Here is a 21451-nt window from a genome sequence, read left to right as displayed (position 1 = left end):
CCCATCGGGCCCCCCTTTTGATTTCTTGTTGAACTTTTGCAGTTGCCAGACCGCAAGCTGTTTTAACAAATCAAAAGGGGTTTTAATAACTGGCTTAAAGCTGAAAGCTTTCCGGAACCCCCAGCCTAGCTGGGGGTTTTCTATAGACAACAAAAAGGCGACCTGATGGTCGCCTTTTTTATTTATCCCCGCTTATTCACAGTAGCTCCCGAGCCGCCGCCACGATGTCATTCGCCGTTAGCCCATACTCTTGTTGCAGAAAATCCTGTGTTCCCACCTGACCATAGCGCTCTTTCACACCGACACGACGCATTGGCACCGGGCAAGTTTCCACTAACACTTCAGCCACGGCAGAGCCCAGTCCGTTATGAATGCTGTGGTTCTCACAGGTAACAATCCGCCTGGTCTTTTCTGCGTAGTTCTTCACCAGCGCACGATCGATAGGTTTTAAGGTAAACATATCGATCACCGCCGCGCTAATGCCCTCCTGCGCCAGTTGCTGCGAGGCGGTCAGCGCTTCTGCCACCATAATGCCGTTAGCGATTAACGTAATGTCTGTCCCCTCGCGCAGGACATTACCTTTACCGATCGTAAACCGCGATCCCGGCTGGTAGATAGTGGGGGCCTGTTTGCGAATGGTGCGCACCCAGTAAAAGCCTTCCAGATCTGCCAGTTGATGCAGAATATCGGAGAACATCACCGCATCTGTCACCTCCAGCACGACCGAATGCGCCAGCCCGCGCACAATCCCCATATCCTCAAATGACATATGCGTCCCGCCGTTATGGCACGCGGTGACACCCGCATCGGAAGCGATGACCTTCACATTGTTGCGCTGGTAATCTAGCGCCATAAACAACTGGTCGAAACAGCGTCGGCTGGCAAAGGCGGTGAATGTATGCACAAACGGTTTACGTCCGGTCAGTGAAAGCCCCGCTGCCGTGCCGATCACATTGGCTTCCATGATGCCGCAATTTATCACCTGTTGCGGATACTTTTTATGGACACCATCCATCGCCATTGAGCTCATCAAATCGGCTTCCAGAGCAATAATGTTACTGCCCGACTCGATCTGCTCACTGATAAAACCGGCATAAACTTTACGCATCTCAATGCTGTCTTTGCCGCCCGGTTCAGCCACCTTAATCATGCGTCGCCTCCAGTTGTTCGATGGTATCGTTTAGCGCCTGCCTCATCTCATCCGTCAGGCGTAAATGGTGCGAATTGCTGAGATTCTCAAGGTACGGTACCCCCTGCCCTTTAATGCTGTCGAGGATAACCAGCCGCGGTCTGGCATCCGCTGGCGGAACAGGCTTCACCACATCCAGAAGCGCAGCAATATCGTTCCCCTTCACCGTGCAAACATCAAAGCCGAAGGCGCGAAATTTCCCTTCCAGATCGAAGGCGCAAATAATTTCATCCAGTTCGCCATCCAGCTGTTGCTTGTTCCAGTCGACAAACACCGTCAGATTGTTGAGCCGATGATGGGCAATAAACTGGAATGCTTCCCAGCACTGCCCTTCATTCAGTTCTCCATCGCCAACGATGCAAAACACGCGATTAGACCTGCCCGCCAGCTTATGGCCCAGCGCTATTCCGCCCGCGATAGAAATGCCCTGACCAAGTGATCCTGTCGTGGCATCTACACCGCGGGTTTTTAAGCGATCCGGATGGCTTGGCAATCGGGTACCATTTTCGTTGAGCGTCATCAGCGCTTCCTGCGGGAAAAAACCTTTCAGTGCCAACGTACTATACAGTGCCGGGCCTGCATGGCCTTTCGAGAGCACAAAGTAGTCGCGTTCCGGCCAGTCGGGGTCAGACGGATCAACTCGCATGACCTCGCCATACAGCACCGCGAGGGTTTCCACCACCGACATGCTGCCACCATAATGACCAAAGCCGAGATGCGTTAAGGCCTTGAGCGTGGCGACACGAATGTCCCGTGCAAATTGTGTTATTTCTGCAAATGTGCTCATGACTTCGCTCCATTCTTTTCATCTGCATCGCTCGCAGTCGTCTTGCTTTTCGACATCACATTCCAGATCACTAATGCGATGAACAGCGCCACCACCACGCCGGTAATGACCATCGGTGACAGATAACGCGCCAGATTGCCCAGCACAATGCCAATAAAGCCAAAGTCAGCATCGGAGAAAGTGGTATTGGCAAAGCCGAGCGCACCCAGTACTGGCAGCAGCAATACCGGCAGGAAAGTGATCAGCAAACCATTGGCGAAGGCACCGATCATCGCGCCACGTCGACCGCCGGTAGCGTTACCAAACACACCCGCCGTCGCACCGGTGAAGAAGTGCGGCACCACGCCTGGCAGAATCAGCACCAGCTTCATCTGGCCGAGCAGGAACAGCCCCACCAGTCCGCCGAGAAAGCTGAACAAGAAACCGACCAATACCGCGTTTGGCGCATAGGGATAAACCACCGGGCAATCCAGCGCCGGGCGGGCGTTTGGTACCAGTTTTTCGGAAAAGCCGGTAAACGCCGGAACAATTTCCGCCAGGATCAAGCGAACACCTTGCAGGATAATGAACACACCCGCGGCAAAGGTGATGGCCTGAATAATCGCGTAGACGAGGAAGTTCTGCCCGGCGCTCAGTTGGCTTTCAACATATTCGCGTCCGGCGCAAACGGCGAGGATCACGTAAATAATGATCATCGTCAGCGAGATAGAGATGGAGCTGTCACGCAGGAAGCTCAGGTTTTTCGGCAGGTTCATCTCCTCAGTTGAACGTGATCCCTTCCCGCATTTACTCCCAATCCAACCTGATAAGACGTAGCCCAGCGTACCAAAATGACCAAAGGCGATATCATCATTGCCGGTGATCCGCTTCATGTAACGCTGTGCAATCGCCGGGAAAAACGCCATCACCAGGCCCAGGATCAGCGAACCGGTAAACACCAAACCGACACCTTCAAACCCGGCAACGGTAAGGATCACGCCAATCATACAGGCCATATAAAAGGTATGATGCCCGGTCAAAAATATATATTTCAGACGGGTAAAACGCGCCACAATAATATTCGCCACCATGCCGAACGCCATGATCAGCGCTGTTGACGCACCATATTTTTCAAGCGCAATAGAAACAATCGCTTCGTTATTAGGAATAATCCCCTGAATATTAAAAGCATGCTCAAACATGCCGCCCAATGGATTTAACGAGCCGACGAGTACTGTCGCACCACCGCCGAGTACGATAAAACCAAGAATGGTTTTAACCGTGCCTTTTACAACGTCAGAAAAAGATTTTTTCTGCGCGACCAGGCCAATCAGCGCAATTAACCCCACCAGTACAGAGGGGACTTTCAAAATATCAACAACAAAATTGAGCGTTTCAAGGATAAACATATCCACCTCGCTTTATGCATGTCGCACCATGGTGCACTGCATCCGGTTGATGTTAACGGCTGGCGAAGAAAGCGCTGATTTTCGCTTCCAGTTCATTGATATCAATAATATTATTAAGTACCACCAACTGGTTTTCCGGCACGCTGGCGCTGGCGGCGATATCTTTTGCCATCACAAACACATCGGCGGCACCTGGTGTGGCGGAAGAGAGGTCGGAATGCTCAACTTCCGCTTCAATATTTAATTTTTTAAGTACTTTTTTAATATTCATTTCGACCATAAAACTACTTCCCAGGCCGGATCCGCAAATTGCCATTATTTTCATTGTATTTACCTTTTTTGAGTAGAGTACGACCGCATCGCCCATAGCAGGCAATGTCTCATCACTGGTGAAAAAAATAAAAATCAGAAGCGTTGAATAATGTTTTTAATTTCCTCCAGAGTATTTGCACGATGTAATTGCGCCATATCTTCATCGCTGGAGAATAACTCTGCCAGCGCGGCGATCATCTCGACATGGCTGTGTTTATCTGGTGCGGCCAGCATAATAATGATGTCAACCGGATCGGATTCTTCAGATCCAAAATTCACTCCGCGAGACAATTTTAATAATGACAGGCCTAATCCTTTCGCCCCTTCCTCTGGTCTGGCATGCGGCATGGCAAGTCCTGGTGCCAGCACATAATACGGACCCAATTTTTGGTGCTGCGCGACAATGGCTGTCACATACTCCGGCGTAATGGTGCCAGACGCGAGCAGCGGCCTGGCGCAGATTTCCAGCGCTTGCGGCCAGTCTTCGACGTTTTCAAGCATCTGAATGGTCTTCTCGTTAAGCCATTGGTTTAACACTTCGCACTCCTTATCGGGGATGAGATGGGCAAACTTTATGCAACTCAGCAGCGCTTATCCGTGATGGTAGTCTCAAAGATAGCGCTACCAACAAGAATGATCGAAAATTGTGATAGCGCTATCAGATATGAAAACGCAGAGGAATTCGCAGAAAAAGCAGGGATTTCCGGCGTATACTCCCTTGAGATGACTCATAACTCAGCGCCTGAGCTATCAGGGCTGTCAGGAAACGGAATGACAATAACCCGAAAACGTCGGAGCACAGGAAAAGTCACTCTTGCCGATGTGGCGCAACTGGCGGGCGTCGGCACCATGACTGTCTCACGGGCATTACGTACCCCAGAGCAGGTCTCAGATAAATTGCGCGAGAAGATAGAAGCCGCGGTACAGGAACTGGGATACATGCCCAACCTGGCAGCCAGCGCGCTGGCTTCCGCCTCATCGTGGACGATCGCCATGGTGGTGCCAAGCCTTGCCGAATCCGGCTGCTCGGAAATGTTCGCCGGTTTGCAGCAGGTTTTACAGCCTGCTGGCTATCAAATCATGCTCGCCGAATCACAACACCGGCTGGAGCAGGAGGAGAAGCTGCTGGAAACCCTGCTCGCCTCCAATCTGGCCGCGGCAATTTTACTCAGCGTCGAACATAGCGACACGGTACGCCACTGGCTGAAAAACGCCTCCATACCGGTGATCGAAATTGGTGCGGTGCGTGCCGATCCGATAGATATGAATATCGGTATTGATAACGTTGCGGCGATGTTCGAACTGACGCAAATGTTGGTTCAGCGCGGTTATCAAAATATCGGTTTATTGTGCGCCAACCAGGAACAGTGGATTTTCCAGCAACATTTGCAGGGCTGGTATAAAGCGATGCTGCGACATCATCTGTCACCGAACCGGGTGATCAACGCCGCCGCCCCCCCTGTCTTTTCAACGGGCGCGGCACAATTGCCGGAGTTTCTGCTGGCGTGGCCGGAACTGGACGCACTGGTATGTGTCTCGGATGAGCTGGCTTGCGGCGCGCTATATGAGTGTCAACGGCGCAGAATTAAGGTTCCGGATGATTTAGCGATTGTCGGCTTCGGCGACAGCGATGTCAGCCGGGTATGTGTGCCGCCTTTAACGACAATTTCCGTGCCGCATCGTAAGATTGGTATTGAAGCAGGACGCGCACTGCTGGCGCGCCTGAATGATGAAACCTGGGAGAACAAAACGCCGATTGCACCGACGTTTTGCTTGCGTGATAGCTGCTAGTTATTCCGTTTCCTGCGCTATTTCCACGTCATTGCTGGCATTGCGCGTCATCCACAACGCCAGCGCTTTCAGCGAATCACTCGTAAACTCGTCACAGCGGGCGGTGATCTCTTCCGGCGTCATCCAGCAGACTTCGCTAACTTCTTCTTCCTGCAACGCGAACGGCCCATGAGAAACACAGCTGAACAGCCCGCCCCAGACCCGACAGTGTTCATCTTCAAAGTAAAACTGACCATGTTCGGCAAACGGCACCCCGGCGATGCCTAACTCTTCTTCCGCTTCGCGGCGCGCGGAATCCAGCAGGTTTTCCCCTGCCTGCACCACACCACCAGCGGTGGCATCCAGCATACCGGGCATAAAATCTTTGATCTCTGTGCGACGCTGCACCAGCACTTTGCCCATCCCATCATGCACCACAATGTAGGTTGCGCGGTGACGCAGACATTGCGCCCGCATTTGCTGCCGGCTGGCCTGCGCTATCACCTCATTGTCTTCATTGACAATATCCACCCACTCCATGCCTGCAAAATGACTCTGTTCCACCATCGGGAAATCTTCTCTTTAGGGCGCTCTGTTGGCGCGTTTCGGTTGAAAGGTAACTTACGGATTAATCGTGACCTGCGCAATAACCCGCTGATCATTAAGTGTGATAACGCGCAATACGTTCTCTTCCAGCATGCCGTAGCTGGCCGCGAACCCACCTTTTGGGATACTGACCGAACCGGGGTTAAAGTGGAAAATCTCGCCCCGTTTTTCGGCAACCGGAATATGGGTATGACCATAGATCAGCACATCGCCCGCCGCCAGCGACGGCTCGTTATCCGTGCCAAAGAGATGACCGTGCGTCAAAAACAGGCGGCGTTCAGGCAGTAAAACCTGCTGCCAGGGCGCAGTAATCGGGAACTTCAGCAGCATCTGATCCACTTCACTGTCGCAGTTGCCGCGCACGGCAATAATCCGGCTGGCCTGGTCGTTCAAACGGTCCGCAGCCTGCGCAGGCTTGTAGCCTTCAGGTAAGGCATTGCGCGGGCCGTGATTCAGCACATCGCCAAGGATCACCAACCAGCGGGCATCACTTTGCGCGAACAGTTCCAGTACGCGTTCCGTCGCGGGCAACGACCCATGAATATCCGATGCAAACATCAGTTTCATCACTGCACCTCATGTGGAAGAAAACGCCCCATAATAACGGAAGTTGCCGGGCTAATCAGCCCGCGCGCTTAGCGGAAAGTGCAACAAAGCGCTGGACCGATGAGCGTTGCCACTGGAAGGTAGCGTAATCCGCCAGCCGCTCCGGCACGTTGTCGCCGTTCAACACCAGCCGGTTCAACATCAACGCCAGGTCAACATCGGCGATACACCATTCGCCAAACAGATTCGGTTTATCGTGCGCCAGCAGCTCACCGGCAATCGCGAACAGCTTAGCGGCGCTCGCCTGCCCGGCAGCACTGAGCGGCGCTTTTTTGGCTCCGGCAAAGACCACCGTTGTCGAACGCTCTTCGCGAATAGGCATTAAATCGCTACGTAGCCAGGCCTGAATTTGCCGGGCGCGCGCGCGTTTTTGCAGATCCAGCGGATAAATACGCTCCCACTCCGGCGGGGCGAAGCGCTCCTCCAGATATTCATCAATCGCCGTGGATTCACTGAGCTCAAACCCTTCAATCTCCAGCACCGGCACACGTTGCGTCAGGCTAAAACCCGGCCAGCCAGGCGCAAGTTGGGCACCACTGTCAAGATCGACGGTTTTCAGGGTAAAGGGCAGCCCTTTTTCATGTAGTGCGACATAGGCCGACAGCACATACGGGGAAAAATACTCTGCGTCAGACCATAAGGTGATAGCCGGTTCGCTCATAACATCCTCGTTCAGTAGTTGGGATTTTTTTCAAAATATAACGTCCTGTGCGCCCTGTCACTTGATGAAAGTTCACGCATCAGAGGTAACACCTATACTCAAACTCAGACGTTTCTTTTCCGCATAACGGGAGCTTTGATGATAGACCTCTATTTTGCGCCCACACCAAACGGTCATAAAATAACGCTTTTTCTGGAAGAGGCGGAGCTGGAATATCGCCTGATCCGTGTTGATATCAGCAAGGGCGATCAGTTTCGCCCCGACTTTCTGACCATCTCTCCTAACAACAAAATTCCGGCCATTGTCGACCATCTGCCCGCCGATGGCGGCGCGCCGCTTAGCATATTCGAATCCGGCGCCATCCTGCTTTATCTGGCAGAAAAAACAGGAAAATTACTCAGCGGCGAGCTCCGCGAACGCCATCTTACGCTGCAATGGCTGTTCTGGCAGGTCGGCGGGCTGGGGCCGATGCTCGGGCAGAATCACCACTTTAACCACTTTGCGCCGCAGCCGGTGCCCTACGCTATTGAGCGCTACCAGGTAGAAACCCAGCGTTTATATCAGGTGCTGAATAAGCGTCTTGAACGCGTACCGTGGCTGGCAGGCGAGCACTACAGTATTGCCGATATTGCCGCCTGGCCGTGGATCAATGCCCATTCGCGCCAGCGCGTCGAGCTGGAAGATTATCCGGCGGTATTTAACTGGTTTGAGCGTATTCGTACACGTCCGGCAACCGAACGGGCGTTGCAGAAGGCACAACAAGTGTAAGTGTCGCGGATAACCTCTTCACATTGCTGAAAAATTTGATGCAAAATGTGCCCGCCATCGCATGCGGGTTTTGCTGAGTCACATATGCTGAGGAAAGGCATACACATCCTGGAGGGAAGCATGAAGATACTGATTACCGGCGGAACTGGTTTGATTGGTCGTCATCTGATCCCCCGCCTGCTGGAGCTAAAACACAGTGTGACTGTGGTAACGCGCAACCCCGCCAAAGCACAACAGTTGCTTGACGCGCGCGTCAGCCTGTTAAAAGGGCTAAATGAGCTGAATAACCTGAATGATGTTGATGCGGTAATCAATCTGGCCGGTGAGCCCATTGCCGATAAGCGCTGGAGCGAGGAACAAAAACAGCGCCTGTGCAATAGCCGCTGGCAGATAACCCAGCGGATTGTCGATCTGATCAACGCCAGTGACACACCGCCGCAGGTGCTGATTTCTGGTTCAGCCGCTGGTTACTATGGCGATCTCGGTGAAGTAGTCGTTACAGAAGAAGAGCCGCCACACAACGAATTTACCCATAAGCTGTGCGCCCGCTGGGAGCAAATCGCCTGTGAAGCGCAAAGCGATCGCACCCGGGTTTGCCTGCTGCGCACCGGTGTGGTGCTCGCACCGAAAGGTGGCATTCTCGCTAAGCTGCTGCCGCTGTTTCGTCTTGGCCTCGGCGGCCCGATTGGCGATGGTCGCCAATATCTGGCGTGGATCCATATTGATGATATGGTCAACGGCATTCTCTGGCTGCTGGATAACGACCTGCGCGGGCCGTTCAATATGGTTTCCCCCTATCCGGTCCGTAATGAGCAGTTCTCCCACACGCTCGGGCATGTGCTGCACCGTCCGGCCATTATGCGTGCTCCGGCATTTGCGGTGCGCCTGATGATGGGCGAATCCTCTGTGCTGGTGCTGGGTGGTCAACGCGCGCTGCCAAAACGTCTCGAAGCCGCCGGTTTTGCCTTCCGCTGGTACGATCTGGAAGAGGCGCTAGGGGATGTGGTTCCCTCCTAATTTTCGTGGCATCCGTATGTCGTTGGCGGTGGTAAGCTAAAGCGCCTTACCACCGCAAAGGCGATTTCATGACGTTGTACACGCCCCGCTTTACGCTCTCTTCATTTCAGGAATCTGACTGGCCGTTTTTTCTGCATCTGCGTTCAAACGACAGCGTGATGCGCTATATGGCCGAAATCGCCTCCCGGGCGCAAATCCGAACCCTGTTTGACGATCGCCTGCGGGACAGCAACGCCTTTATCATTCGCGATCAACACAGCGCGGTTGGCGATATCGGCCTGCGTATCAGCCAGCATAACCCGCATGAAGCCGATGTTGGTTATTCGGTTGCGCCTGCAGCCCAGGGACGTGGCATCGCCTCCGAAGCACTGCAAACGCTCTGTGATTATGTCTTTTCGCAGGGCAACGTAAATGCGCTTAATGCGTGGGTGCTGGCGGACAATCAGGGTTCAGTACGGGTGCTGGAAAAGAGCGGCTTTACCCGCGTACAGGTGCTGGAAAAAGTTTATCTGCTCCATGGCGAGTATTATGACGACTGGGTTTACCGGCGGGAAAAATAAGGCTTACACGCAGCGCTGACAGGCACGTTAAAAGAGAGGAATAGTGAAGGGATGAAATCCGGCAAAATGCGCTTTTGGCTTTATGTGGTGCTGTTCGCCGCCTGGATTATCTGGATACTTTTTGCCAGCAGACTCAGCCATAAGGTCTACCTGCAAGCGGGCGCGCCTGACACGCTGGTGATGCTGGCGATTGCCGTACTGGTGAGTTTATTAACAACCTGGCACAGCCGGAAAAAAGTCACCCGCAACAAAACCCGGCTGCTGACATTTTTGGGCCTCGTTTTGTTCACAGCAATGACGTTGTGGAATGTGCCGGAAGCCTGGGTGCGCTATAGCGCAAACCAGATGGTGCGCAGTGAAGTGGCTTTCTCGATTGGTCATCCTGGCCCGCCGGTCAGTAAGAGTAAGCACTGTGAAGCAGGGTTACGTTTCTATGACGAGTGGCTTCAACGCCCGATTGAGCTGTGCACGCGCGACGTCATCGTTCCGCCAGGCGCACAGACGGTGCAACTGGAAAAACGCGTCAGCGCCAGAGGTGCCGTGTTTACTCACTATCGTTTTCTCTCCGCGAACGGCATCCCGCAGGGATGGTGGCCTGTCTCGCCACCTTCCCGCTAAGATGTTTTATTTCAGCGAACCTTTAAGGAACTGCTGCAAACGCGGGCTTTTCGGATTGCCGAATACTTCATCCGGTGTGCCTTCCTCTTCAATCTTGCCCTGATGCAGGAAGATCACGTGGGTGGAAACATGGCGGGCAAACCCCATTTCGTGAGTCACCACCACCATCGTTTTTCCCTCTTCCGCCAGCTGTTGCATGATGCGCAGCACTTCGCCCACCAGTTCCGGATCCAGCGCCGAAGTGGGCTCATCAAACAGCAACACTTCCGGCTCCATCGCCAGCGCACGCGCGATAGAAACACGCTGCTGTTGGCCACCGGATAAATGTACCGGGTATTTCTGCTGCTGCATCGTATCAATGCCGACCTTCGCCAGGTATTTCACCGCTCGCTCGCGGGCCTCCTGCTTGCTCAAGCCGAGCACCTGAATGGGCGCCTCCATGACGTTTTCTAATACCGTCATATGGCTCCACAAATTGAAATGCTGGAACACCATCGTCAGGCGGGTACGCAGCAGACGCAGCTGGTTTTTGTCGGCCACTTTTAACTGGCCGTCTTTGTCGCGCACCAGATTGATATTCTGCCCGTTAACCACAATCGAGCCTTCACTCGGTTTTTCGAGAAAGTTAATGCAGCGCAGAAACGTACTTTTACCGGAGCCGGAGGAGCCGATGATGCTAATCACATCACCTGCGTTCGCCTGCAGCGACACCCCTTTCAGCACTTCATGCTCGCCGTAGCGCTTGTGTAGATCGATAACGTTTAATTTATTCTCAGACATCGTGTTCTCAGTGCGTCGAAGAAGGTTTCATATGCTGCAGCCAGCGCTTTTCCGCTTTGCGAAAGAGGCTTATCAGCACATAAGAGATAATCAGATACAGCACTGCGGCAAGACCAAACGCGGTAAACGGCTGGTAGGTCGCAGAGTTAATATCGCGAGCAATTTTCAACAAATCCGGCACGGTGGCAGTGAACGCCAGCGCCGTGGAGTGCAGCATCAAAATCACCTCGTTGCTATAAGCGGGCAGCGCGATGCGCAACGCCGAGGGCAGGATAATGCTGCGATACATTTTGAATGAGGAGAAACCATAGGCGCGCGCCGCTTCAATTTCACCGTGCGGCACAGAGCGGATCGCCCCGGCGAAAATCTCTGTTGTATAGGCGCAGGTGTTGAGCGTGAGCGCCAGCACCGTACAGTTAAGGCCACTGCGGAAAAAGGCGTTCAGCAACTCGGTGCCTTTCACCACTTCCAGCGTGTACATACCGGAGTAGAACACCAGCAACTGCACATACAGCGGCGTGCCGCGAAACACATAGGTGAATAACCAAATCGGAAAGCAGATAAATTTATTGCTGGAAACACGTCCGATAGCCAGAAAAATCGCCATCACGCCGCCCATTACCACCGAGGAGATCAGCAACCACAGCGTGATCGCCACGCCGGTCAGGCGATAACCATCGCTCCACAGCAGGGATTTCCAGTACTCCTGAATAATCTCGATCACAGGTCAGCCCTCTTCACACCCACCGAGTAGCGACGTTCGAGCAGAAGCAGTACGCCATTGGAAGCCGTTGTAAAAATGAGATAAATAACGCCGCAGACAATCGCGAAATAGAACGGCTCCCAGGTGCTTTTCCCGGCGAGCTGCGTGGCTTTGACCACATCTTCCAGCCCCAGCAGCGACACCAGCGCAGTGGCTTTGAGGATCACCTGCCAGTTATTGCCAATGCCCGGCAGCGCATAACGCATCATCGCCGGGAACAGAATGCGGAGGAAAGTCTGGCGACCGGTAAAACCGAAGGCGGTTGCGGCTTCAATGTGCCCCTTCGGCACCGCCATATAAGCACCGCGGAAGGTTTCCGTAAAATAGGCGCCGTAGATAAAGCCGAGCGTGATGATACCCGCCACCATCGGATCAATATCCAGCTGCTCCATGCCCAACGCATCGGTAATGCCATTGAGCGCAATTTGCAGGCCGTAAAAAATAAGCAGCATCAGCACCAGATCCGGCACACCGCGAATAAGCGTGGTATAGCCTTCAAAGATCAGTGCGAGAAGCCGGTTTTTCGAGAGCTTCGCGCCCGCGCCCGCAAGGCCAATCAGCACTGCCAGCACCACGGAGCTGAGAGCCAGCTCCAGCGTGACCAGCGCGCCTTGTAAAATGACTTGAGAAAACCCGTACAGCATGCAGCCAGTCCTGTCGTGTGTGGTGTTGCCGTGTCTCTTCCCCTCCCACAGCGGGAGGGGCCGCACGTTAATCACGCGTGGTATTAACCACCGTAAACATCAAAATCAAAGTATTTCTTCGCCAGCTTTTCGTAAGTCCCGTCAGCACGCATCTCTGCAAAGGCTTTATTCAGCGCGTCGCGCAGTTCGGTATCACCTTTACGCACGCCCATACCGGTACCGACGCCAAACAGTTTTTCGTCTTTGATGGAAGGACCACCAAATTTATAGGCTTTGCCTTGCGGGGTTTTCAGGAAACCTTCGCTGGCAGCCACTTCATCCTGAAACGCCGCGTCGATACGGCCCGCAGTCAGGTCGGAGTAAATATTGTCCTGCCCCTGATAGGAGACAATTTCTACGCCTTTCGGCGCCCAATGGACGTTGCCGTAGGTTTCCTGCGTGGTGCCTTGCAGCACGCCAATGCGTTTGCCTTTCAGTTTGTCCAGCTCCGGCTGAACATCAGAATCTTTCGCCACCACCAGGCGGGAATCCGCCGCGTAGAGCTTGTCGGTAAAATCAATTTCCTGCTGACGTTTTTCCGTTATAGAGAGCGACGACATAATGGCGTCGATTTTTTTCGCTTTCAGCGACGGGATCAGCGCGTCGAGTGGGTTTTCGATAAACACACATTGCGTATTAATGCGTTTACAGAGCTCTTTTGCCAGATCGATATCAAAACCCACTAATTCCCCCTGCGCATTCTTCGATTCGAAAGGCGCATAGGTGGGATCGGTACCGATACGTAATTTTTGTGGAATGGCGGCAAACACGTTGGAAACGCTGGAGAAAGCGAGCACCAGAGAAAGAGATAACACCAGTTTTTTCATCATTATCCTCAACAGACTGTCTTCCCTAAGGGAATTCTCATCACAATACGGTGCCGCTATCGTGCCACTTTATGCCCCGTTAAGGCAAAAAATTATGGCTGTACAATGGCTTTAATTTGCATTCTGGATGCTTAACTATGCACTTACGCACCACCACGGAGCATTAAATGCACCATTCCGGAGCATCCACCGTATCTCTGCACCATGCCGATATCCCGGCATGGCGCAGGTTTCCCTTTTGACCCGCCCAGCGTGTCAGCCAGTCTTAATCGCCGTAGACGTTAAAGTCGAAGTATTTCTTGGCGAGTTTGTCGTAGGTGCCGTCTTTGCGCAGTTCGGCAAACGCTTTGTCGAAGGCGGCTTTCAGCTCGGTATCATCTTTGCGCAAGCCGATACCGGTGCCATCACCGAAGTATTTTTTGTCTTTTACTGACGGGCCAGCAAACGCAAAATCTTTCCCGGCGGGCTGTTTCAGGAAGCCTTCGCTGGCGGCGACTTCATCCTGGAACGCGGCGTCCAGACGACCTGCGGCGAGGTCAGAATAAATCAGATCCTGGTTCTGATAAGCCACAACATCGATGCCTTTGCTGCGCCAGTTGTCGTTGGCGTAACCTTCCTGCGTCGAGCCTTGCAGGACGCCAACATGCTTGCCTTTCAGTGACTCCAGCGTCGGTTGAATCGGCGAGCCTTTGGCGGCAATCAGGCGGGAATCTGCGGCGTAGAGCTTGTCAGAGAAGGCGATCTCCTGCTGACGTTTTTCGGTAATCGACAGAGAAGAGATGATGGCATCGATTTTCTTCGCTTTCAGGGATGGGATCAGCGCGTCAAAATCGCTGCCTACCCAGGTGCATTTCACATGTATGCGCTTGCACATTTCATTGCCAAGATCGATATCAAAACCCACGAAATTCCCTTTCGCATCTTTCGATGAGAACGGCGCGTAGGTCGCATCCGTACCGATGCGTACCGTCTGGGGAAGCGCTGCATAAACGCTGGCCGTCGCCGACAGGCCCAGCAGTAAAGACAGAGCGAGAACCGTCTTCTTCATACATTACCCTCAAGTGTTCTGTTTTTATTTTGTATTACGTTGTGTTGTGTGTTGCTGACAGTTACCTTGCACGTCTTATGCCACTTTCCCGGGTGTTAAAAAACACCGCGTTAAATATGTTAATAAAACGTTGCAAACTTGCTTAATGATGAAAGATAGCAGCTCTGCTGAACGAACCGCAGTGCTAACGCAGCGAAAAGAGGATTAAATGTTGAGGATATGATCGCGCTTGCAGAATTGCCCCAAAAAAGCGCATGACGGTAAGCCGCGCACTATTTTGCGACATCGCTCCCTTGCCAGCGGGTAAAAAGGTCGTGCGGTAATTCAATATCGAACTGATCCAGCACGCGGTTGACGGTCTGATCAACCACCTCCTGCAAACTTTGCGGGCGATGATAAAACGCCGGAACCGGCGGCATAATTACCGCGCCTAGTTCCGCCGCTTGCGTCATCAAACGCAGGTGCCCAAGATGCAACGGCGTTTCACGCACGCACAACACCAACGGTCTGCGCTCTTTGAGCACCACGTCCGCCGCACGCGTCAGCAGACTGTCGGTATAACTGTGCACAATGCCGGAAAGGGTTTTAATCGAGCACGGCAAAATCACCATGCCTGTGGTTTTAAACGAACCGGAAGAGATGCTGGCAGCGATATCGCGTGCGTCGTGCACCACGTTCGCCAGCGACTGCACATCGCGCAGTGAGTAGTCGGTTTCCAGAGAGAGGGTCTGGCGGGCGGCCTGACTCATGACCAGATGGGTTTCTACTTCCGCCACGTCACGCAGCACCTGTAGCAGGCGCACGCCGTAGATAGCACCGCTGGCGCCAGAGATCCCCACAATGAGTCGTTTCATGATTGTTGCCCCTTTTTACACGCACGAACTTTGCCTGATTATAGAGGGCGTTGCAACAGATTGCGCCCCTCAGAGCGAGGGGCGCAGGAGGATCAACCTTCGTTATGCATCTCTAAACTTTCCACTTCGTTCTGAAGCTGCACCGCTTTGGCATCATCATTACGCAGGGAGTCGAGATAATCGAGGTACTGCTGATCGACGTCTTTGGTGACGTAGACACCGTTAAATACTGAGCATTCAAACTGCTGAATATCCGGGTTCTCGGCGCGCACCGCATCGATCAAATCGTTAAGATCCTGGAAAATCAGCCCGTCAGCACCAATTATCTGGCGGATTTCGTCCACTTCACGACCGTGCGCAATCAGCTCATTTGCCGTTGGCATATCAATACCATAGACGTTCGGGAAACGAATTTCCGGGGCGGCAGAAGCGAGATACACCTTCTTCGCACCCGCTTCACGCGCCATCTCGATAATCTGCTCAGAAGTGGTGCCACGTACGATAGAGTCATCCACCAGCAACACGTTCTTATCGCGGAACTCGGCGCGGTTGGCGTTCAGTTTGCGGCGCACAGACTTACGGCGCAACTGTTGGCCCGGCATGATAAAGGTGCGGCCAACATAACGGTTTTTCACAAAACCCTGGCGGTATGGTTTGCCGAGAATACGGGCAATTTCCAGTGCGATATCGCAGGAGGTTTCCGGAATCGGAATCACCACGTCGATATCCAGATCTTCCCACTCGCGAGCAATTTTTTCGCCAAGCTTGGTGCCCATGTTGACACGCGCGCTGTAGACGGAAATTTTGTCGATGAACGAGTCCGGGCGCGCAAAGTAAACGTACTCGAACAGGCACGGGTTGCTGACCGGGTTGTCCGCGCACTGACGGCTGAACAACTGGCCTTTTTCAGTGATATACACCGCTTCGCCCGGCGCGATATCACGCAGGAATTCGAAGCCCAGCGTATCAAGCGCCACGCTTTCAGAGGCGACCATATATTCGGTGCGGCCATCGCCAATCTCACGCTTACCCAGTACCAGCGGGCGAATGCCATTCGGGTCGCGGAACGCAACCATGCCGTGACCGATGATCATCGCCACACAAGCGTACGCACCGCGGATCTGGCGGTTGGTGGCGGCAATGGCGGCAAAAATGTTGTCTGCTTCCAGCGGATAGTGGCGGAAGTTATCCAGCTCGCTGGCAAAGATATTGAGCAGGATTTCAGAATCAGAAGTGGTGTTTATGTGGCGACGCTTCTCTTCGAACAGCTTTTTACGTAGTTCGTGCGCGTTGGTCAGATTGCCGTTATGCGCAAGCGTAATGCCGTACGGGGAGTTAACGTAAAAAGGCTGCGCTTCTGAAGCGCTGGAGCTGCCCGCCGTGGGATAACGTACGTGACCAATACCCATATTGCCCTGCATACGCTGCATATGGCGGGCTTCAAATACATCACTCACCATGCCGTTCGCTTTACGCAGACGGAAACAGTTATTGGCATCAATAGTGATGATGCCCGCAGCATCCTGCCCACGGTGCTGAAGCACCGTCAACGCGTCATAAATCGACTGGTTTACCGGCATAAAACCGGCGATACCGACAATACCGCACATACGTCTTTTCCTCGTTAAGAGTTTGGTTTAGTAGGCGTAATTGTCGAAGACAGTCTGAACACGGACAGCGCGCAACAACCGGAGCGTACACGTAGTACGCGAGGATTGTGAGCACTGCCCAGGTTCAAAATGGCGAGTAAAATAGCCTAATACACCAAACTCTAAGCCACATCTCAGGGTTTATACCCTGGGCAAGAAACTCGACGAGCTTTGCAGATAGTCAAAGAACCACCTGATAATGAAGCTGAATTGCGGGATAAGCTGCGACTTCTGCCAGTCTTCGCTTTTTGACAGGCCTGTAAAGGTATCCAGAAAGAACAGAATGGCGGCGACGATCAGCACGCCGCGTAGCGCACCAAAACAGATCCCCAACACCCTGTCAGTACCCGACAGGCCGGTTTTCTCCACCAGCGCACCGATCACATAGTTAACGATAGCGCCAACAATCAGCGTCGCGATAAACAGGACCGCGATGGCGATGCCATTGCGCACCAGTTCATCTTCAAAGCCCGTGAACCAGACAGACAGGTAAGTGTAGTAATGACTGGCAACAAAGAAAGCACAGCCCCATGTCACCAGCGATAACGCTTCACGAACAAAGCCGCGGATCAGGCTTACCAGACAAGAAAAACCAATCACCGCAATGATGGCGTAATCAATCCAGACCATATGTGTCCCACGATTTTACGCCCTGTCGTCCAGTTCGGGGCGCATTCTAACAGAAAAAGAAAACGTTTGCGTAGGGATTTCCTTCCCGCGCGGAAATAAAAATGGCGCTGAAAAAATATTCAACGCCATCGGAACTTTGGCCTCTTCGGGCGTGTTAATTAATGGCTTCCCCTGCCCTCTTACATCACAAAGTGAGGTAAGGTTTAGCTATTAATTCGCGCTATAGTTCATGACGACGCCGCTTAAGCCTGAAATCTGTTTAAGCTCACCGAGCGAATCTTTTAGCTTGTCCCGTGATGCATCCGGTCCCACCAGAATGCGGGTAATTTTACCCTGAACCGGCGTTGTCGGCGACGTGTAAACGCGATATCCGGCGCCACGCAATTTGCCCACCACTTCATTCACTTTATCGGCATTTTTCAGCGCGCCCAGTTGCACCACATACGCTTTGCCGGTCGGCGCGGATTTATCTTCCTGCGCTTTCGCCGGCGCGTCGCTGGTCGCTGTCTGCTGCTCACGCGCGGCTGGTGGTTGCGCCTGCGGCTGCGGTTTTGGCTGCGGCTTCTCAACCGGTTTTGGCTTTGGCTGCTCTACCGGCGGACTGGTCACTTCCGGGTCCGGGCTGCCGTTCGCCGCCAGGCGCGACGGATCCAGCGATGGCGCTGCCGCATTCCCGGCGCGCACCTCCTCCGCAGCCCCTTCCGGCGGCTGCGCCGGTAACGCTTGCGTTGCCGCAGGCATCATATCGGGCTCATCGCGATCGCCGGGTTTCGGCACCAGCGGAATAGCCGCAAACTCATCCTGGTAATGCTTTTTCTGCCCGTCGAGCAGCCCGGGAAGAATAATCACCCCGAGCGCGACCAGCACAATGGTACCCATCAAACGGTTCTGAAACTTACTTGCCACCGGTTCTCCCCGCTTTTTCCATCGCTTCCATGACATGCGCCACCGTGTGGAACGAGCCACACACCAGCACGGTATCGCAGGCGTCGGCGTCCGCCATTGCCGCCTGCCAGGCCTGCGCGACATCCGGCCATGCATGGCCGGTTTGCAGATGTTCCAGCAGTTGTTCCGCTGTCGCACCGCGCGGCCCTTCCAGAGGGGCACAATACCAGCTATCGACCACCGGCTCCAGACAGGCAAGCGTTCCGGCGATGTCTTTGTCATGCAGCATGCCAATCACCGCCAGCACGCGCCCGGTTTTCGGCTGCGCGGAAAGACGCCCGGCAAGATAGCCTGCCGCGTGAGGATTATGCGCGACATCGAGGATAAGACGCGGCGACTCGCTCACAATCTGGAAGCGTCCGGGTAAAATCGCCCCGGCGATGCCGTCGCGGATAGCCTGCTCACTTACCGCCAGTTTGCTGGCGCGCAGTGCAGCCAACGCCGTCGCGGCATTCGGCTGCGGCACCTGCGGTAGCGGCAATCCGTTTAACTCACCCTGCGCATCGCGAAAACGCCAGCTATCAGCGCCCACGTCATACTGCCAGTCCACGCCGCGACGCAGCAGATGCGCGCCTTTTTCCTGCGCCACGTCGGCAATGGTGTGTGGCATGTCGGGTTCGCCCACCACCGCCGGTTTCCCGGCGCGAAAGATCCCCGCTTTTTCGCGGCCGATGCTTTCTCGATCCGGCCCCAGCCAGTCGGTATGATCAAGCGCAATGCTGGTGACAACCGCGACATCGGCATCGACCAGATTGGTCGCATCCAGGCGACCACCAAGGCCGACTTCCAGAATCACCACATCGAGCTGCGCCTGTTTAAACAGCCACAGCGCCGACAGCGTGCCGTATTCAAAATAACTTAGTGAAATATCGCCACGCACAGCTTCAATTTCGGCAAACGAGTGAGTATGCGCGCTTTCGGCCAGCTCATCACCCTGTACGCGCACGCGTTCGGTGTAACGCACCAGATGTGGCGAACTGTAAACGCCGACGCGGTAACCCGCAGCCAGCAGGATGGATTCCAGTGTGCGGCAGGTTGTGCCTTTGCCATTGGTTCCGGCAACGGTAAAGACAAACGGCGCGGGACGAAGCACATCAAGACGCGCCGCCACCTGGCTTACGCGCTCAAGGCCCAAATCGATGGTTTTACTGTGCAGGTTTTCCAGATAAGAAAGCCACGCGGCCAGGGGCGACGTGGCTTGCGGAATGCGTTTTGTGTCCATGGTGCCCGTTAATAATGTACGGTTTGAAAAGCAAAAGGGCAGAGCCTGCTGGCTCTGCCCTTCGGTATTATCAGGCTTCGCCTTCCTGATCGGTCGGTGACGGCATCACCGTGCCCGTCAGCGTAGCTTCCGGTTCCGGCGCCGGCAGATTCATCAGCTTCGCCAGAATACGCGCCAGTTTAAGGCGCAGTTCCGGGCGGCGGATAATCATATCGATTGCGCCTTTTTCAATCAGGAACTCGCTGCGCTGGAAGCCCGGCGGCAGTTTTTCACGCACGGTCTGCTCGATAACGCGCGGACCGGCAAAACCAATCAACGCCTTCGGTTCAGCGATGTTCAGATCGCCCAGCATCGCGAAGCTTGCGGAGACGCCGCCCATGGTCGGGTCGGTCAGCACGGAGATATACGGCAGACCGCGCTCCTGCATTTTCGCCAGCGCCGCAGAGGTTTTCGCCATCTGCATCAGGGACATCAGCGCTTCCTGCATACGCGCACCGCCGGAAGCGGAGAAGCAGATCAGCGGGCAGTTGTCTTCCAGCGCCTGCTCGACCGCGCGCACAAAACGCGCACCGACAACCGAACCCATGGAGCCGCCCATAAAGGAAAACTCAAACGCCGCCGCGACAACCGGCATGCCATGCAGCGTGCCTTTCATCACCACCAGCGCGTCTTTCTCGCCGGTTTCCTTCTGTGCTGTCGCCAGACGGTCTTTGTATTTTTTGGAGTCGCGGAACTTCAGCACATCTTTCGGCTCAAGTTCGCTACCCAGTTCTACCAGTGAACCTTCATCCAGCAGGCTATGCAGGCGGTTACGCGCTGACATCCGCATGTGGTGGTCACATTTCGGGCAGACCTCAAGGTTACGCTCCAGCTCGGCGCGATACAGCACCTGGCCGCAGCTGTCGCATTTTGTCCACACGCCTTCAGGAATGCTCGCCTTACGGGTGGGGGTAATGTTGCTCTTAATTCTTTCAATCCAGCTCATTGATAACCTTTATACATGAACCTGGTAGCCCATAAATGGTGCACATTAAAACATAACGGTTCGCAACTTGGGATAAAAAAGTGGTCGAACCGCCACTGACTTCTTATTTTGCCTGTCGCGACGCGGCGCGACGATGACGAATCACTTCAAACACTCCGGGAAGTATAGACACCACGATAATTCCCACAATCAGCAGCTTAAGATTCTCCTGAATAGCGGGAATGGTGCCAAAGAAATAGCCTGCGTAGGTGAACAGTAACACCCACAGCAGCGCGCCAGCCACGTTGAACAGCGCGAAATGGCGATAGGACATATGCCCCATGCCGGCGACAAAAGGCGCAAAAGTACGCACGATCGGGACAAAACGCGCCAGGATAATCGTTTTCCCCCCGTGCTTCTCATAAAACTGATGCGTTTTATCGAGATAGCTGCGACGGAAAATCTTTGAATCCGGATTGCTGAATAAACGCTCACCAAACAAACGTCCAATGGTGTAATTCACCGCATCACCCGCAATCGCGGCGATCAACATCAGCACCACCATCATATGGACATTCAAATCGTTGGTGCCAAGCGATGCCAGCGCACCGGCGACAAACAGCAGCGAATCGCCCGGCAAAAACGGGGTGACCACCAGGCCGGTTTCGCAAAACAGGATCAGGAACAGAATGGCGTAAACCCAGATGCCGTATTGCGCTACCAGCTCCGCCAGGTGCACATCAATATGCAGGATGAAATCAATAAGGAAGTGAATTAAGTCCATGTCTGGTTATGCCTTTTTAA

General features: G+C 53.9%; 25 protein-coding genes. 5 read left to right on the top strand and 20 right to left on the bottom strand.

Translation table 11 applies throughout. The annotated features are described in order from the left end of the window. Positions 1–196: 196 nt before the first annotated feature. The 5 genes from BN2591_RS09915 to BN2591_RS09895 all read right to left on the bottom strand — a co-directional run bounded on the left by BN2591_RS09915 (position 197) and on the right by BN2591_RS09895 (position 4213). Positions 197–1150, bottom strand: a complete 954-nt coding sequence (locus BN2591_RS09915) for a transketolase family protein (protein ID WP_086871054.1) — start codon at positions 1148–1150, stop codon at positions 197–199. Next, a complete protein-coding gene (locus BN2591_RS09910; RefSeq protein WP_086871052.1) occupies positions 1143–1976 on the bottom strand; it encodes a transketolase in 834 nt (277 codons plus the stop codon). Before BN2591_RS09910 ends, BN2591_RS09915 begins: the two co-directional genes overlap by 8 nt. Next, entirely contained in the window at positions 1973–3364 is a 1392-nt protein-coding gene (locus tag BN2591_RS09905; RefSeq protein WP_086871050.1) for a PTS ascorbate transporter subunit IIC, read from the bottom strand. The genes BN2591_RS09910 and BN2591_RS09905 overlap by 4 nt, the downstream gene beginning before the upstream one ends. A 52-nt stretch (positions 3365–3416) precedes the next feature. Beyond that, entirely contained in the window at positions 3417–3689 is a 273-nt protein-coding gene (locus tag BN2591_RS09900) for a PTS sugar transporter subunit IIB (RefSeq protein WP_020454540.1), read from the bottom strand. Between the two features lie 80 nt (positions 3690–3769). Next, on the bottom strand, positions 3770–4213 hold the full coding sequence (locus BN2591_RS09895; protein WP_086871048.1) for a PTS sugar transporter subunit IIA: 444 nt from the start codon (positions 4211–4213) through the stop codon (positions 3770–3772). Between the two features lie 234 nt (positions 4214–4447). Between BN2591_RS09895 and BN2591_RS09890 the strand changes: the two genes are divergently transcribed. Beyond that, the gene (locus BN2591_RS09890) at positions 4448–5467 is read left to right on the top strand and encodes a LacI family DNA-binding transcriptional regulator (protein WP_086871046.1); all 1020 of its coding nucleotides are present in this window, start codon (positions 4448–4450) and stop codon (positions 5465–5467) included. On the opposite strand, the gene yfcD is transcribed toward BN2591_RS09890, so the two are convergent. Genes yfcD through yfcF form a run of 3 tightly spaced genes read right to left on the bottom strand, consistent with a single transcriptional unit; the run spans position 5468 to position 7319 of the window. After that, on the bottom strand, positions 5468–6013 hold the full coding sequence (yfcD, locus tag BN2591_RS09885) for an NUDIX hydrolase YfcD (RefSeq protein WP_086871044.1): 546 nt from the start codon (positions 6011–6013) through the stop codon (positions 5468–5470). It abuts the gene before it with no gap. Between the two features lie 54 nt (positions 6014–6067). Beyond that, positions 6068–6619, bottom strand: a complete 552-nt coding sequence (yfcE, locus tag BN2591_RS09880; protein ID WP_143468243.1) for a phosphodiesterase — start codon at positions 6617–6619, stop codon at positions 6068–6070. Between the two features lie 55 nt (positions 6620–6674). Beyond that, positions 6675–7319, bottom strand: coding sequence for a glutathione transferase (gene yfcF, locus BN2591_RS09875; RefSeq protein WP_086871040.1), 645 nt, complete (start codon positions 7317–7319; stop codon positions 6675–6677). Between the two features lie 138 nt (positions 7320–7457). Between yfcF and yfcG the strand changes: the two genes are divergently transcribed. The 4 genes from yfcG (at position 7458) to BN2591_RS09855 (ending at position 10282) form a co-directional block, all read left to right on the top strand. Next, positions 7458–8087, top strand: coding sequence for a GSH-dependent disulfide bond oxidoreductase (gene yfcG / locus BN2591_RS09870; protein WP_086871038.1), 630 nt, complete (start codon positions 7458–7460; stop codon positions 8085–8087). A 120-nt stretch (positions 8088–8207) separates the two neighbouring features. Beyond that, complete coding sequence (locus tag BN2591_RS09865) at positions 8208–9104, top strand: TIGR01777 family oxidoreductase (RefSeq protein ID WP_086871036.1); 897 nt, start codon at positions 8208–8210, stop codon at positions 9102–9104. 68 nt (positions 9105–9172) lie between these two features. Next, the gene (locus BN2591_RS09860) at positions 9173–9664 is read left to right on the top strand and encodes a GNAT family N-acetyltransferase (protein ID WP_086871034.1); all 492 of its coding nucleotides are present in this window, start codon (positions 9173–9175) and stop codon (positions 9662–9664) included. 51 nt (positions 9665–9715) lie between these two features. Further along, positions 9716–10282 carry a hypothetical protein gene (locus tag BN2591_RS09855; protein ID WP_086871032.1) on the top strand — a complete coding sequence of 189 codons (567 nt, stop codon included), beginning with the start codon at positions 9716–9718 and terminating at the stop codon, positions 10280–10282. A 6-nt stretch (positions 10283–10288) separates the two neighbouring features. Here the strand turns inward: BN2591_RS09855 and hisP are convergent, their stop codons facing one another. The 12 genes from hisP to BN2591_RS09795 all read right to left on the bottom strand — a co-directional run bounded on the left by hisP (position 10289) and on the right by BN2591_RS09795 (position 21431). Further along, complete coding sequence (hisP, locus tag BN2591_RS09850) at positions 10289–11062, bottom strand: histidine ABC transporter ATP-binding protein HisP (RefSeq protein WP_086871029.1); 774 nt, start codon at positions 11060–11062, stop codon at positions 10289–10291. Positions 11063–11069: 7 nt separating this feature from the next. Further along, on the bottom strand, positions 11070–11786 hold the full coding sequence (locus tag BN2591_RS09845) for an ABC transporter permease (RefSeq protein ID WP_086871026.1): 717 nt from the start codon (positions 11784–11786) through the stop codon (positions 11070–11072). Next, positions 11783–12469, bottom strand: coding sequence for a histidine ABC transporter permease HisQ (locus BN2591_RS09840; RefSeq protein ID WP_086871024.1), 687 nt, complete (start codon positions 12467–12469; stop codon positions 11783–11785). Before BN2591_RS09840 ends, BN2591_RS09845 begins: the two co-directional genes overlap by 4 nt. An 83-nt stretch (positions 12470–12552) precedes the next feature. Next, positions 12553–13335, bottom strand: coding sequence for a histidine ABC transporter substrate-binding protein HisJ (gene hisJ, locus BN2591_RS09835; protein WP_017458619.1), 783 nt, complete (start codon positions 13333–13335; stop codon positions 12553–12555). A gap of 265 nt (positions 13336–13600) precedes the next feature. Beyond that, on the bottom strand, positions 13601–14383 hold the full coding sequence (gene argT, locus BN2591_RS09830) for a lysine/arginine/ornithine ABC transporter substrate-binding protein ArgT (protein WP_017458620.1): 783 nt from the start codon (positions 14381–14383) through the stop codon (positions 13601–13603). Positions 14384–14655: 272 nt separating this feature from the next. After that, positions 14656–15237: a UbiX family flavin prenyltransferase gene (locus BN2591_RS09825; RefSeq protein ID WP_086871022.1), complete on the bottom strand. Its 582-nt coding sequence runs from the start codon at positions 15235–15237 to the stop codon at positions 14656–14658. Between the two features lie 92 nt (positions 15238–15329). Then, complete coding sequence (gene purF, locus BN2591_RS09820; protein WP_017458622.1) at positions 15330–16847, bottom strand: amidophosphoribosyltransferase; 1518 nt, start codon at positions 16845–16847, stop codon at positions 15330–15332. Positions 16848–17027: 180 nt separating this feature from the next. Next, complete coding sequence (gene cvpA, locus BN2591_RS09815) at positions 17028–17516, bottom strand: colicin V production protein (protein ID WP_017458623.1); 489 nt, start codon at positions 17514–17516, stop codon at positions 17028–17030. Positions 17517–17726: 210 nt separating this feature from the next. Beyond that, the gene (dedD, locus tag BN2591_RS09810; RefSeq protein ID WP_086871020.1) at positions 17727–18422 is read right to left on the bottom strand and encodes a cell division protein DedD; all 696 of its coding nucleotides are present in this window, start codon (positions 18420–18422) and stop codon (positions 17727–17729) included. Continuing rightward, on the bottom strand, positions 18412–19683 hold the full coding sequence (gene folC, locus BN2591_RS09805; RefSeq protein ID WP_086871018.1) for a bifunctional tetrahydrofolate synthase/dihydrofolate synthase: 1272 nt from the start codon (positions 19681–19683) through the stop codon (positions 18412–18414). Before folC ends, dedD begins: the two co-directional genes overlap by 11 nt. 70 nt (positions 19684–19753) lie before the next feature. After that, positions 19754–20668, bottom strand: coding sequence for an acetyl-CoA carboxylase, carboxyltransferase subunit beta (gene accD, locus BN2591_RS09800; RefSeq protein WP_086871016.1), 915 nt, complete (start codon positions 20666–20668; stop codon positions 19754–19756). Positions 20669–20771: 103 nt separating this feature from the next. Further along, on the bottom strand, positions 20772–21431 hold the full coding sequence (locus tag BN2591_RS09795) for a DedA family protein (RefSeq protein WP_086871014.1): 660 nt from the start codon (positions 21429–21431) through the stop codon (positions 20772–20774). Positions 21432–21451 lie beyond the last annotated feature (20 nt).

Source organism: Kosakonia pseudosacchari, assembly GCF_900184035.1.
GTDB lineage: Bacteria > Pseudomonadota > Gammaproteobacteria > Enterobacterales > Enterobacteriaceae > Kosakonia > Kosakonia pseudosacchari.
Note: the sequence above shows the minus strand (reverse complement) of the source record. Positions and strands in the feature narration are given on the sequence as shown.